Source organism: Metamycoplasma subdolum (assembly GCF_033546815.1).
Taxonomy (GTDB): Bacteria; Bacillota_I; Bacilli_A; order Mycoplasmatales; family Metamycoplasmataceae; genus Metamycoplasma; species Metamycoplasma subdolum.
In genome coordinates, this window is sequence record NZ_CP137846.1 from 365503 (window position 1) to 379104 (window position 13602).

13 protein-coding genes and 4 tRNA genes are annotated in these 13602 nt (G+C 28.8%); 13 read left to right on the forward strand and 4 right to left on the reverse strand.

Annotation, left to right across the window (positions count from 1 at the left end):
- Nucleotides 1–80: 80 nt before the first annotated feature.
- From R9C05_RS01625 to R9C05_RS01635, 3 genes are all read right to left on the reverse strand, one after another.
- The gene (locus R9C05_RS01625; RefSeq protein WP_121940694.1) at nt 81–860 is read right to left on the reverse strand and encodes a hypothetical protein; all 780 of its coding nucleotides are present in this window, start codon (nt 858–860) and stop codon (nt 81–83) included.
- Between the two features lie 283 nt (nt 861–1143).
- Nucleotides 1144–1218: transfer RNA gene (locus tag R9C05_RS01630), tRNA-Gln, on the reverse strand.
- A 6-nt stretch (nt 1219–1224) separates the two neighbouring features.
- Nucleotides 1225–1308, reverse strand: a tRNA-Tyr gene (locus R9C05_RS01635).
- A 430-nt stretch (nt 1309–1738) separates the two neighbouring features.
- Here R9C05_RS01635 and R9C05_RS01640 point away from each other — a divergent pair.
- The 4 genes from R9C05_RS01640 to R9C05_RS01655 all read left to right on the forward strand — a co-directional run bounded on the left by R9C05_RS01640 (nt 1739) and on the right by R9C05_RS01655 (nt 7754).
- Entirely contained in the window at nt 1739–2911 is a 1173-nt protein-coding gene (locus R9C05_RS01640) for a HipA family kinase (RefSeq protein WP_121940693.1), read from the forward strand.
- A 66-nt stretch (nt 2912–2977) separates the two neighbouring features.
- A complete protein-coding gene (gene uvrA / locus R9C05_RS01645) occupies nt 2978–5800 on the forward strand; it encodes an excinuclease ABC subunit UvrA (RefSeq protein ID WP_121940692.1) in 2823 nt (940 codons plus the stop codon).
- A gap of 74 nt (nt 5801–5874) precedes the next feature.
- Nucleotides 5875–6819 (forward strand): prolipoprotein diacylglyceryl transferase, encoded by a 945-nt coding sequence (lgt, locus tag R9C05_RS01650; protein ID WP_121940691.1) that lies wholly within the window; start codon nt 5875–5877, stop codon nt 6817–6819.
- An 11-nt stretch (nt 6820–6830) separates the two neighbouring features.
- A complete protein-coding gene (locus R9C05_RS01655; RefSeq protein ID WP_121940690.1) occupies nt 6831–7754 on the forward strand; it encodes an NAD(P)/FAD-dependent oxidoreductase in 924 nt (307 codons plus the stop codon).
- 24 nt (nt 7755–7778) lie between these two features.
- On the opposite strand, the gene R9C05_RS01660 is transcribed toward R9C05_RS01655, so the two are convergent.
- Entirely contained in the window at nt 7779–8507 is a 729-nt protein-coding gene (locus tag R9C05_RS01660; protein ID WP_121940689.1) for a pseudouridine synthase, read from the reverse strand.
- 145 nt (nt 8508–8652) lie between these two features.
- Here R9C05_RS01660 and R9C05_RS01665 point away from each other — a divergent pair, with 145 nt between their 5' ends.
- The 9 genes from R9C05_RS01665 to R9C05_RS01705 all read left to right on the forward strand — a co-directional run bounded on the left by R9C05_RS01665 (nt 8653) and on the right by R9C05_RS01705 (nt 13598).
- A complete protein-coding gene (locus R9C05_RS01665; protein ID WP_121940688.1) occupies nt 8653–8961 on the forward strand; it encodes a hypothetical protein in 309 nt (102 codons plus the stop codon).
- Nucleotides 8948–10057, forward strand: a complete 1110-nt coding sequence (locus R9C05_RS01670; protein ID WP_121940687.1) for an MHO_1580 family protein — start codon at nt 8948–8950, stop codon at nt 10055–10057. Before R9C05_RS01665 ends, R9C05_RS01670 begins: the two co-directional genes overlap by 14 nt.
- Before the next feature lies 1 nt (nt 10058).
- Nucleotides 10059–10574: an MHO_1590 family protein gene (locus R9C05_RS01675; protein ID WP_121940686.1), complete on the forward strand. Its 516-nt coding sequence runs from the start codon at nt 10059–10061 to the stop codon at nt 10572–10574.
- 7 nt (nt 10575–10581) lie between these two features.
- A complete protein-coding gene (locus R9C05_RS01680) occupies nt 10582–10803 on the forward strand; it encodes an acyl carrier protein (protein ID WP_121940685.1) in 222 nt (73 codons plus the stop codon).
- A gap of 45 nt (nt 10804–10848) precedes the next feature.
- Nucleotides 10849–10923: transfer RNA gene (locus tag R9C05_RS01685), tRNA-Trp, on the forward strand.
- A 120-nt stretch (nt 10924–11043) separates the two neighbouring features.
- Nucleotides 11044–11117, forward strand: a tRNA-Trp gene (locus R9C05_RS01690).
- A 280-nt stretch (nt 11118–11397) separates the two neighbouring features.
- Complete coding sequence (locus R9C05_RS01695) at nt 11398–11589, forward strand: helix-turn-helix transcriptional regulator (RefSeq protein WP_241857062.1); 192 nt, start codon at nt 11398–11400, stop codon at nt 11587–11589.
- Between the two features lie 13 nt (nt 11590–11602).
- Nucleotides 11603–12889, forward strand: coding sequence for a DNA cytosine methyltransferase (locus tag R9C05_RS01700; protein WP_121940515.1), 1287 nt, complete (start codon nt 11603–11605; stop codon nt 12887–12889).
- The gene (locus tag R9C05_RS01705) at nt 12870–13598 is read left to right on the forward strand and encodes a UpaP162 family type II restriction enzyme (RefSeq protein ID WP_318613896.1); all 729 of its coding nucleotides are present in this window, start codon (nt 12870–12872) and stop codon (nt 13596–13598) included. The genes R9C05_RS01700 and R9C05_RS01705 overlap by 20 nt, the downstream gene beginning before the upstream one ends.
- Nucleotides 13599–13602 lie beyond the last annotated feature (4 nt).

Sequence of the window (13602 nt, forward strand, 5' to 3'; positions counted from 1 at the left end):
ATTCGTCTTGCCTAAAAGCGTAATAAGCAAATTAAAAAGTGAAGTATTTTTCTACTCCACTTTATTTTTTTTATATAAATCTATTTTTCTGGATAAATAATTTTAGATAAGATTAACTTACTATTTAAAACTATGTTATTTTTGCGCTCCATATCAGGCGCAAGATTTTTAATAAACCAACTACATTTTATTAAACCGCTTTCTTTTGAGGAAAAATCTAAATTAATTTTAGCTTCTGAAATTGCTATTTCAGTTTTAGGACGTTTAGTTATTGAATTGTCAACATGACAATAATGTAATTTAAAAATTAACTGTTTGTTTTCTTCATCATAGCAAAAATCTTCAAAAATTTCACCAAACCCTTTGCCACGATAGCCTCAATAGGTTTCTAAATCATAATACTTATCATTTTCTGAGTATACATTTGGATCGTCATATAAACCAATTATTGTTCCAAACTCTTTGTTTAATATTAATGAAACAATATTTCCTTGCTTTTCAGTTAATAAAGGTTTGGAACCATCATCTTCTGGAAATCTTTCTGTATTGTCATGAAAACTTCTAATAGGCATTACATCTATTACAAAATAATCATTTGAATACTGTTTTTGTATGTTTTCATAACTTCCAATTGCAAAACCATAAAAATAATCTTTAATTTCATATTTTTTATCATTTATTAATATTTGTGAGTCAGGTTCTGGTTCAATTTTATATTCAAAAATTTTATTTTCAATTGTTTCTTTAATTAGTCTTTTAATTCTAGATCTTTCTTTTCTGTCTGTGCAAGCACTTGATATTAAAACTGGCGAAATAAGAGCTAGTGAACTTATGTTTAATAATCAAATATTTTTCTTCATTATTATTGATTTCCTTCTTAAAATGTGTATTTTTTTCTATTGTTTTAAATGTTTTAAATGCAATAGTTTTAACTTAAATTAAAACTAACTAAATGTTATTTTCTTGGTTTATTTAATAACAAACTTTATTGAATTTGCATTTAAAAAACCAAAATAATTGAAATGTCGGTTATATTATTTGCTCTTATTTAAAAGTCATTGAATTAAAATAAAACAACCGCTTTTCAGCAGTTGTCTAGTTTTATTTTTTCGCGTATTTTTTCATCTTACTTAAAAGATGATATGGCTGCCCCTGTTAGATTCGAACTAACGGATGGCGGTACCAAAAACCGCTGCCTTACCACTTGGCTAAGGGGCAAAATAATGGTGGAGGGGGAGGGATTCGAACCCCCGAACCGTGAGGAAGTGGGTTACAGCCACCCGCGTTTGGCCGCTTCGCTACCCCTCCTTATTAAGTGCAATATTTATTATATATATTTTTTTAAAATTTTTATGTTTTTTAAATCTTTTTTATACATAAAAAAAGAACAAAAATAAAAAAATAGACAAGCTATTTTTTATATTATCTATATTTCTTTGTTTAAGTATTTATTTACTTTGAAATGTCTTTTTTATACTTAGCAACAATAGCAATTGTAGCAATAGTAGCAATAGCGGTAACAGCTCCGCTTACAATTAAAGCAATTTTATATGGTTTACTTAGCATAGTGAGTCCTTTATTAATTATTTTTCTATATTTTACCATTTTTGAGGCCGTTTTTGAAATAACGTTCGTAAATTTAGTTAAAAAAACATTTATTGTAATGAATTATTTAAATTTATTTAAAAACTAAACGAAATTAAACAAATTTATAACTTTTTTTAACTAAAATTAAAATATGATTAAAAAATACTTCTTTAGAAATCAAGATTTTATTTGTTTTAGTTTTAATTACGACTTGAATAAACAAGAAATAAGCAGCCTTAATAAGGAAGCTGACTTTTCTAAATGTCCTATTTTTTTATCTAATTTTGAACCATCAATTATTCAAGAGTATTTAGAGTATGAAAGACCAACTCCTTTGAATAGACAAGGATATGAGAATTTATTTGACAAAAAATTTAATCCATTTTCTTTTTATGAAATTGGGCTTGGACTTTCCATGCTAGATAATTTTTGAATTTGCGACGAAAAAAGTTTAAATTTAAAATGAAAAGACATAAATTTATTTGATAATTTTAAAAATGAAATAGATAATATTTTCTTACTTTCTAATATTCAAAAAGAAAAAATAAAAGTAGAAAATAAACATATTTTTTCACCCGATTTTATGCTTCCGGGAGAGCTTAGAAAGTCAATTAAAAAAGAAGAAGATAAATTTTACTTAAAAAAGGCAAATAGTAAGTTTGGAAGCAAGATTGAATATATGCAAATTTATGCTGAATTTTTTGCTAGTCAAATTGCTAAACAATTAGAGCTCAACGCAGTTTATTATGATATTGAAAATATTGAAGAAAATCTAGTAAATACTTGTGAATGATTTATTAAAAAGGGTGAAAATTTTATTCCTTTTTCAACACTTTTCATTAAAGGAAATGATAGCAAAGAAAGCCTTATTAAAAATCTAAATATTGTCTTTGGCAAAGAGAATTTTCAAAATTTAATGCTTTTTGATTCAATAATTTTGAATGTTGATAGACACTTAGGAAATTTTGGAATTATAGTCGATAGTTTAACCAATAGTTTTATTTCACCCGCTCCAATTTATGATAATGGAAAAAGTTTTCTTTTTGATTTCAATTTATATGATAAAAAAAGCTTAAAATTTTCACTTGAAAATTATGGCGGGAGAATTGTAAATCTTTGGCCAAGTTTCGATCAACAAATGTTTGAAAATTTGGACATAAGACACAAAATTTGAATTGATAAATTAGAAGATTTTGAACTAAAAAATCATGAAGATTTTCCAGCCCCTTCAAAATATTTCAAAGCATGCAAAAAAATGTTAAAAGATCAAGTAGAAAAACTTAAAAATTATTACTCAGTAAAATTTGAAAAAATAACCGAATAGCAGCATTGCTATTTTTTTATTATCTTAATTAAACTTAAGAAATAAAAAGTCTTTATACTTTAAAGTATGAAAGAAATTATCGTTAAAGGTGCAAAAGAAAATAATTTAAAAAATATTGATGTAACAATTCCTAGAGATAAGTTTGTTGTTTTTACTGGAGTAAGTGGTTCTGGAAAATCTTCACTAGCTTTTAATACTATTTATGAAGAAGGCAGAAGAAGATATGTTGATAGTTTGTCAAACTATGCAAGACAATTTTTGGGCGGAACAAAGAAACCAAATGTTGAAGTTATTGAAGGACTAAGTCCAGCAATATCAATTGAACAAAAAACAACTCACAACAACCCAAGATCAATCGTTGGAACTGTTACAGAGATTTATGACTATTTTAGATTACTATATGCAAGAATTGGTCATCCGTTCTGTCCAAATCATAAAATTGAAATAACAGCTCAGAAAACCAAAGATATTATCAATTCAATTTATAAAAATGAAGAAGGTAGCAAGCTTTTTATATTAGCTCCAATGATAATCAATCAAAAGGGAAGTCATCAAGTACTTTTGGCAAAACTTAAAAGGGATGGTTATATAAGGGTAAAAATAAACAATGATATTTATAATCTTGAAGATAATATTGAACTTGATAAAAACAAAAAGTGAAATATTTCTGTAATTGTTGATAGATTTTCATTGTCGGAAGAAACAAGATCAAGAGTTGCTGAAGCGATTGAAGTTGCACTAGAGATGGCCAACGGTCTTGTTACTGTAGAAGTTTTTGGCAAAGAAAGGCAAACTTTTTCAATTTACCATAGTTGTGAACATGGCGATTTTGAAATGCCAAAAATTGAACCGAGACTTTTTAGTTTCAACTCGCCAAGTGGTATGTGTTTAACTTGTCGTGGTCTTGGCTTTTTACAACAAGTTGACTTTGACTTAGTTTGTCCTGATAAAAATTTAACTATTAATGATGGAGCATTAAAATATTATGCAAATTTCATGGACACAGATAATCTTGAATGACAAGAGTTTTCATTTTTATTAAAACATTACAATATTCCACGTAATGTTCCAATTCGCGAATTAGATGAAGAACAACTTTTTATAATTCAAAATGGTTCACTTGAAGATTTACACATAATTAGAAAATCAACTGGTGGAATTGTTTATGACCAAGTTAAACACGTTGAAGGTGTTTGTGAAAAAATTTATCGTAAGTTTAATGAAACTAAAAGTGAAGATATTCGTGATTGATTAAAGAAATATTTCACGGAGCACACTTGCCCAGAATGCAAGGGTCAAAGACTCAATAAATACGCAATGGCAGTTAAAGTTGCTAATTTAAATATTTTTGAAATGTCAAATCTTTCAATAGAAGAAATAAATGAAAAAATTAATAAATTGGAGCTAACTGAAATTGAAAAAGAAATCGCTGAATTAATCATTAATGAGCTTAAACATCGTTTGACTTTTTTGATCAACGTTGGACTTCAATATTTAACCTTAAATAGAAGAGCAGAAACTCTTAGTGGTGGCGAAGCTCAAAGAATAAAATTGGCCACACAAATTGGAGCAAATTTAACTGGTGTTTTATATGTTTTGGACGAACCCTCAATAGGACTTCATCAAGCAGATAATCGCAAACTTTTACAATCACTAAAACATATGGTTTCTTTAGGCAATACTTTAATTGTTGTTGAACACGATGAAGAGACTATTAGAGAAGCAGATTTTATTGTTGATATTGGAAAATTTGCTGGTGTACATGGCGGAGAAATTATTGCAACTGGAACTGCTGATGATATTGCTAAATGCGAAGAAAGTATTACTGGGAATTACTTGTCCGGAAAACTCAAAATTGAGGTTCCAAAATATAGAAGAAGCGGCAATGGTAAAATTCTTAAAATTAAGCATTGTACAAGGAATAATTTAAAAAATATTGAAGCAACGTTTCCGCTTGGAAAATTCATTTGTGTAACTGGTGTTTCAGGTTCAGGAAAATCAAGTTTAATCAATGAAGAACTTGTATCAAATATCAACAAGTTTTTAAACTCGGCAAGTTATGATATTAGAAGCGATGAAAAACTTGTTGGTCAATTTAATGTTGACAAACTTGTTCAAATTACACAAAGTCCAATTGGAAGAACACCACGTTCAAACACAGCAACTTATACTTCAATTTTTGATGACATAAGAGACGTGTTTGCAAGCGTTGAAGAATCTAAAATTAGAGGCTATACAAAAAGTCGTTTTTCATTCAATGTTCCTGGCGGAAGATGCGACAAATGCGAAGGCGATGGAGTTATTAGAATTGAGATGCATTTTTTACCTGATGTTTATGTAACTTGTGACCATTGTGATGGTAAAAGATATAATAGAGAAACTTTAGAAGTTAAATATCATGGAAAAAGCATTAGTGATATATTAAATATGACTGTTGAAGAAGCACATGCTTTCTTTATTCAAAGAGCAAAAATCCGTGAAAAACTTGAAATGCTTTTACACGTTGGACTTGGTTATATTGCTTTAGGTCAATCAGCAACAACACTTTCTGGTGGTGAAGCTCAAAGAATAAAACTTGCAACTTATTTACAGAAAAAACCAACTGGAAAAACCATTTATGTTCTTGACGAGCCAACGACTGGTCTTCATTCACATGACATTAAAAATCTTTTAAACGTTTTAAACAAAATTGTTGATGGAGGAGACACTGTTGTTGTAATTGAGCATAATTTGGATGTTATAAAATGTGCTGACTATATCATTGATCTTGGGCCTGATGGCGGAAAAGGTGGGGGTGAAATTGTTGTATCAGGAACACCTGAACAAGTGGCAAATCACCCTTATTCTTACACCGCAAAATATCTAAAAGAAATGCTTAAAAAGGTTTAAAAATCTTGTTACTTATTATTTAGTAATAAAATTTTTATAATATAATTAACTTATTAAATTAATTAGGAGAAAAAATGCTAGAAACTATTGAAAAAGTAGGCGAAAAAGTTGATTTTGCTGGCGTGCATTTAAAGATTGGTCCTTTTTATGTATATTCTCTTACAATGATGCTTGGAATGCTGACTGCAATTTTAACTGTTTATTTTTTCTGAAGAAGAGAAAAATATAAATTAGAACAATTAACAATTCTAGTTTTAATTGGACTTCCTACTGCTATTGTTGGAGCAAGACTTTTCTTTATTTTGCAACAAGCCTTTGCTGGAAATTGAGAAACTGTCAAAAGATTTTATGCCATATGAGAGGGTGGTCTTTCCATTCATGGTGGGGTTATTGTTTCCTCAATTTGTTGTACCATGTATGTTAGCTTTGGAAAAAGCGGCAAAAAAATCAATTTAAGAAAAGCAATGTCTATTATTTTGCCTGCCGTTTTAATAGGACAAGCGATTGGAAGATGAGGAAACTTTGCTAACCATGAAGTTTATGGACGTGAACTTAGTGAAACAAGTTTAGCTTTCCGCCTTCTACCCGAACTAATTAGAGAACATATGTATATAAATGGAGCTTACCATTTCCCACTATTTTTATACGAATCAATGTTTAACTTAACTGCTTATATAATTATTGTTTGAATTTTAAACTTATACAACTGACTTCGTCCAGGAACTACTGGTGGAATCTACGTTCTTTACTATGGAATTATTCGTTTTGCTATGGAACCTTTGCGGGAAGAAAGCTTTACAATCTATAAAGTAATTTCTGCCCTTTATATTGTGACCGGTCTTGTAATGATTATTATGTTTGAATTTGTAATGAAATTGAATTACAACGTTTACAAAATTCCAATGTTCAAAAATGAAAAAACCTGAAAATATTTTTACTTCATAGTTTATGAACCTAAACAAAAAGTAAAACCTATTCTAGATGAAAAAACTAAAAATGCTGTAAGAATCAAAGCTTAGGAAAGGAAAATATGACTAAAAGTCACTATGATGTTTTAATTATTGGTTCTGGGCCTGCAGGACTAAGTGCATCAATTTACCTTTCAAGACAAAATATATCTAATGCTTTTATTGAATCAACTTTGCCTGGAGGCAAAATTGGACAAACTGAAAAAGTTGAAAACTATCCAGGAATCGAAAAGATTTCTGGTTTTGAACTTGCAACTAACTTTTTAAATCATGCAAAAAGTTATGGTGCAAAAATGATTTTTGGAAAAGTTGTAAACTTTTCAAAAACAAAAGATAATCTAATTGAAGTTAATTTAGAAAATGGCGACAAATATTTTTCACAAGCTTTAATTATTGCAACTGGGATGAAAAGCCTAGTTCCTGAAGAAATAATTAATATTCACACCTTCAATCATCGTGGCGTTTCTTATTGTGCAGTATGTGATGGAAGTTTATATAAAAATGAAGTTTGCGGAATTATTGGTGGCGGAAACAGTGCATTTGAAGAAGGTGCATTTTTAGCAAATGTTGCTAAAGAAGTACACATATTTGTTCGCGACAAAATAATTGCTGAAAAAACAATCCAAAATCAACTTTTAGAACATAAAAATGTTACTATCCACAAACCAAGCCAAATTAAAAAACTAATTGGCAAGGACAAACTTGAAGAAATTGAGTTTGAAGAAAATTGCAAACTAAAGCACATGAAAATGGCAGCACTTTTCCCTTACATTGGCTTTAAACCTTCAACTGATTTCATAAGTCAAAAAGAAATTTTGGACCCAAGAGGTTTCATTAAAGTTAATGAAAATATGGAAACAACTATTGAAAATGTATACGCTGCAGGTGATGTTATTCAAAAACAAATTAGACAAATTGTTACAGCAGCAAATGATGGAACAATTGCAGCTAAAACAATAACAAATAAAATAATTTCAAAATACTAAAACAAAAATCGGCCCTCTCTTACATTAGGCTGATTTTTTTATAATCTTTAAATTTTTAAGTCTTCTTATTTCATCATTTGTTAAATTTCTGAATTCACCAACTTTTAACCCTTTATCACTTATAAATGAAAATGATTTTCTATGCAAGGTTTTAACTGGCTTATTTACAAGTTCAAAAAGCTTTTTAACATGGTGATTTCTGCCTTCTTTAAGGATAACCTCATAATTATTTTGCCCGACACATACTATCTTTTGGGTTGACTTTTTGCCCTCTAAAATAACTTTATTGCTATTTAGAAACATAATTTCATCCAAGGTTAAACTCTCATCTGTTTTAACTAAGTATTTTCTTTCAATCTCACTACTTGGATGTGAAAGAAAACTTGCTAATTTACCATCATTTGTTATCAAAATGATTCCTGTTGTATCTCAATCAAGCCTTCCAATTGAGTAACAATAATCTTTAATTCTTATATGATCATAAATTGTTTTTCTTTTTTCAGGATCTTTCAAACTACAAATAGTTTTAGCCGGTTTGTTTAAAACTATATAAATTGGTTTTACAAAGTTTTTTAGTTCTTTACCATTAATTTCAATTTTGCAAGTGCGCAAAACCTTTTGCCCAATTTGAGCTAAAATTCCATCAACTTTAACTTTCTTTGCCAAAATAAGTTTTTCAGCTTCTCTTCTTGAAGAATATCCAAGCTCTGAAATTAACTTTTGAATTCTAACTAATTCTTCATCTTTTTCCATATTTTACCTTCAAAGATTATAAACAATTTTAAAAACTGAGAGTTTGAAAAATTTTTATTAATTTATTAATTAATAATGCAATTTAAAAGTCTCAAAATTAAAAAATTCAGCTTTTTTTAATTGAAAATGAGACTGGAGGAAAAATATGGAACAAATAAACGAGCAAATAAGTGAATCACTTTTTAAGAAAAGAAGATTTATTGAAAGCTTTTGCAACTATGCAAAAATAGAAGACAGTTTTCGCTATAAAAATAATGGCGAAAAACGCAGCGGATTTTTAAATCATTTTGTAGAAAATTTAGACAACGATGCAAAAACAATTTTCTTAGAAAACTATATTTTTAAAAACCGTAGCGGTGAATGATATTTAAGTCATTGGTCAAAAGGAACTTACTACAAAAAATTAAACGATGTAACAAATTTATTTATGAGGTTTATCAATGAATATTATTAATCAAGTAGCATATGAGGAAAATAGAGTAATTGATGCTGAAGAAAAAGTAAACTATCGTGTAGAAAAACAAGTTTATGATTGATCAGTTTCAACTGGAAGTGAAAACATAATTCTGAATATTAGAAGGCTAGTAAATAGTGATGAAATTTTACTAGAATTTGTATGACAAAACTTCTCAAATCAAATCAAAAATCCTTTTTTAATTTCAACTATTAATAACAAGATAATATCGTTAGACTACTCATTTCAAAGTACAAGAGGTCATGTTTTTCAAGCAATTGTAAATCAAAAAGAAGGCTTTAAAAATTTCACCTTCAACGATTTAAAAAACATGAATTTTGAAATAGGGTCTCACTTTGGACGCAAATTAAATGAAGCAAGAAAATTAATGCGTTTTACTTACTTTTTTGATACAGGATTTTTGAACAAAAATTACATAATAAGCAATGAAACTTTACGCTTCAAAATTATGACTGATTTATCACTTAGATTTTTTACACAAGCAAGCAATTTAGATGCTTCAGTCGCAACAAATTCTAGCATGTGTCAATTACACTTTCTAATTGAACCAAAGAAATTTGAACTAGCTAAAAACAATGTTGCTTTAGCTAATGTTCATATGTACAAAAAATGAACCAACTCAAGTAGTGTTCAAACAAACTTAAATCAATCAGATACATCTGCAATAACTGTAAGTGATGACGGAACAAAAAATGACTTAATTGAAGGGAAAAATGAGATTTTTCTAAACTCTTTAGATTCAAGAAAATCTATTCAATATTCAAGTAGTAGTTTCTATGATGTAAAAGCTAAGAAAACAATCATTTCTCCAAGCGATGCAAGAACTAGTTTAGGTCTTATTATTCCTCTAACTTTTGTCGGAACTTTAACTAATCAAATGAAGGTTGAGTTCGGCAAAGGTTTGCAGGGTTTTAAAGTAACATATAATCAAGCAATCGCAAAACCGTTTTTCAATGTTGAATCAGGACTAATAAAACTAAAAATAGAATCGGAAAAATTGCAATTAAAACCATACAAAAAATGGGAAAACTTAACTGTTAGTTCGCTAACAAACAAAATAGAAGCTGAAAGGTAAAATGAAAACAAAACAAAAAGTTTTTCTTGCAACTTCAATCGGCTTAATTGCTCTCGGAACTATTGCTGGTCTTACAACAGTCATGGTTTTAAGAAAAAAGAAGCAAGATAGACAAAACATAGAAAACAAACAAAATGAAATAAAAGAAACAGAAAAAGAAAATCAAGAAAACAAAAGCAAAGAAACTGAAGAAGAAAAAGAAATAAAAGAAACAGAAGCTGAAAGTATTTTCACCTCAGATAAAAAAGAAGAAATTAACTCAAATTTGGTTTTCCCAACTTTAAATCAAGCTGACTATTATGATCATTTAAACTTTAGAAATAATCAAGCATGAATCGATGAAGAAATGATTAAATTTATTGTTGATGATATTTTGGCTAAAATTTTAGTTGAAAACGGAGTTATCAAATATAACATTGAAGTAATAAATGACCAAAATGTTTTATTAAATTTTATTTGAGCAAATAATTCACAAAAAGCATTTAGAACTTATAAAATTAGCACTAATGTTCTATAATTAATGCATGAATATTAAGGAAATGGTATTTAATCAAATCAAAGAACTTACCAAAGTTCCTTTTGATGAAAAAAGCATTATTCGTGACTTAAAAATAGATAGTTTAGATCTAGTTATTTTAGTATCAAAATGCGAAGAACAATTCCAAATAAGCATCACTGATGATGAACTTATGAATCTTAAAACAGTTGGTGATGTGATTAAATTAATTGGGCAAAAAATAAGCTAAGGCTTGTTTTTTTGTTAAAATTAAATGGCAACTTTGAAAAAAAGTAGGGGTATAGTTCAATGGTAGAACAACAGGCTTCAACCCTGTGTGTTGTGAGTTCGAGTCTTGCTACCCCTGCCATATGTCAATGACAATTTGAACCTTTTGGTTCATTTTTTTTAAACAAAAAACATTATTTAAACAATAAATAACTTTAAAGAATATTAGAATTTATTAAGAAGAGATATTTTATTAATCTTTAGGGGATTAGTTTAATGGTAGAACTGAAGACTCCAAACCTTCTGACGTGGGTTCGATTCCTACATCCCCTGCCATATAAGAAAAGTCAGGATGATACAATAGATGTCATCCTTTTTTCTTTTGCATATAGGACAATTCTTCCTATCTGCCAATTATTTATAACTAGAATTGATTGTTTTGCAGCAGCTGTTCTAGTTTTTATTTTATCTTCAGATATTACAATTTACCGAAAGGTCTACAATTTACCGAAAGCCTTATTTTTATAAAAAAAGTATACTTTTATATTTGCTAAATGAATAGACAATGCGAGTAAAAAGTGATATAATTACGCTATATACAAATAGGAGGTTTTTGATGAAATATTCAGATGCTATTAAAAAATTAAGAACCTATTTACATTTAACTCAGACTGAATTCGGAGAAACTTTAGGAGTAACCTTTGGAACTGTTAATCGTTGGGAATCTGGTATATATGAACCAACAATGAAAATTAAAAGAAAATTAGCACCTATGTTTAAAGAATATAAGATTGAAGTTGATGAATAGAAAGGAATTTATTATGAAAGAATACTCAATTAATGAAATTGCAGAACTTACTGGTAAAACTGTTAAGTTTGTTAGAAGAGAAGTAGCAAGTGGCTCTTTAAAAAGTTATAAAAAAGGGAATAAAACACTTATTACTGAAGAAGATTATAACGAATGGAAAACAACGATGGATGAAAAATACAATTCATTCTTGGAATCAGCTGATTTTTCTAAATCATCAAAAATTAATAAAGAAAAAAAGAAAAATGATATTATCAATTGGATAGATATATCTGATGAGATGAAAAACATAGATGGTTGGGCTAATAATAAACAAATTAGAGATTTTAATTTTATTGATTTGTTTACTGGAGCAGGTGGATTGTCTTGTGGATTAACTATGGCTGGTATGATGCCTGTTGGATCAGTAGAAATAATGCCACAAGCTGTTGATACTTATAAATCAAACTTTTCTAAGATAAAAGGATTTAAAGAAAATGTTTCAGATAGAGATATAAGAGAGGAAAAAATTAAGCAAGACCTAGTTGATTCGGTAAAAGATAAACACGTTCACTTAATTGCTGGTGGTTTCCCTTGCCAGGGATTTAGTATGGCGGGTAATAGAATTGTTGCTGATCCTAGGAACTCTTTATATTTGGATATGCTTGAAATTGTTAAAAGAATTAAACCTGAATTTGTTTTAATGGAAAATGTAGAAGGTTTGCGTTCAATGATGGACGGAAAGATAGAAGAGAAAATCATCAGCGACTATAAAGAAATTGGATATGATATTAATGTTACTGTTTTAAATAGTGCTGATTATGGTGTTGCACAATATAGACATAGAGTTATTTTTATTGGAAATAGGGTAGGTGCTACAAATTATCATCCACAACCAATTTATAATGAATCTAACTATATTACTGTAGGCGATGTTTTACAAAAATATGTCGATATGCCAGAAAACATTTCAATCAACCATATTTTTTCAAAGACAAGTGATGATATGAAAAAGAGACTTGAAGCAATCCCTATCGGTAAAAGTTTATATGGAAATTATAGCGATGCTTGGAAAAAGGTTGATTGGAATAAACCATCTTGTACAGTAAAAGAAAATCACGGTGGGGTAAATGTTCATCCTATTCTTAATAGAGTTATGACTCCAAGAGAGTTAGCAACATTACAATCATTCCCAGAAAATTTTATATTTAGTGGTTCTAAAAAATGGCAATTAGTTCAAATCGGTAATGCAGTTCCTTGTTTGCTTGGTAAAGCAATAGGATTAGCAATATTAAAATCATATGATGAATGGAGTAAATAATATGAAAACTTACTATGAAAAAATAATGTTTGTTAAAGAGAAAGTAAGCTCTTATTTAAAAGAAATATTCAAAGTTTATGGTAATGAGTTGTTATTAAGACTTGAAGAGTACAATCTATTGACAAGCACCAATAACTGTATAGAAACTTCCACAGCAACTGGATTTATTATGGAAGAATTCATAACATCTAAATTAGAAATCTATACAAAAGATCATAATGGAGTAGATGACATTGTAATTCATAAATTATCAGGACAATCTACAGTCAATTCGAGTTATGATTGCTTTGCTAATTATGATGGAATCTTTGTAATGATTAATATTAAAGTTCAAAAGGATGGCTCAGCCAACAATGCCGTTGCAGCCATTAATATTTTACATAACGATTATGTTTCAACTAACCCTGCTCAAGAAAAATGCTATATGCTCCTAAAGTCTTTCTATGATTTTGGTATGTCTAAAAAAGATGGCGAAAGAAAAATTATGGTTAGTGGTGTTGGCGGATATTGCTTAGAAGAGATTGATTTTTCTCGTGGACATAAACAAGACCATCGAAATTGGTCCGCTAACTTTAATGCTAATTCAGGCAGATTACAGGTTCCTGCAACTTGGCTTAAAGAGAATAAGCTTGATGAAAAAGATGTATCTTATTCTAAAACAAAATCATTTATTGATGATATGTACAACGGAAGGAATCCTGAAATTTAATGTA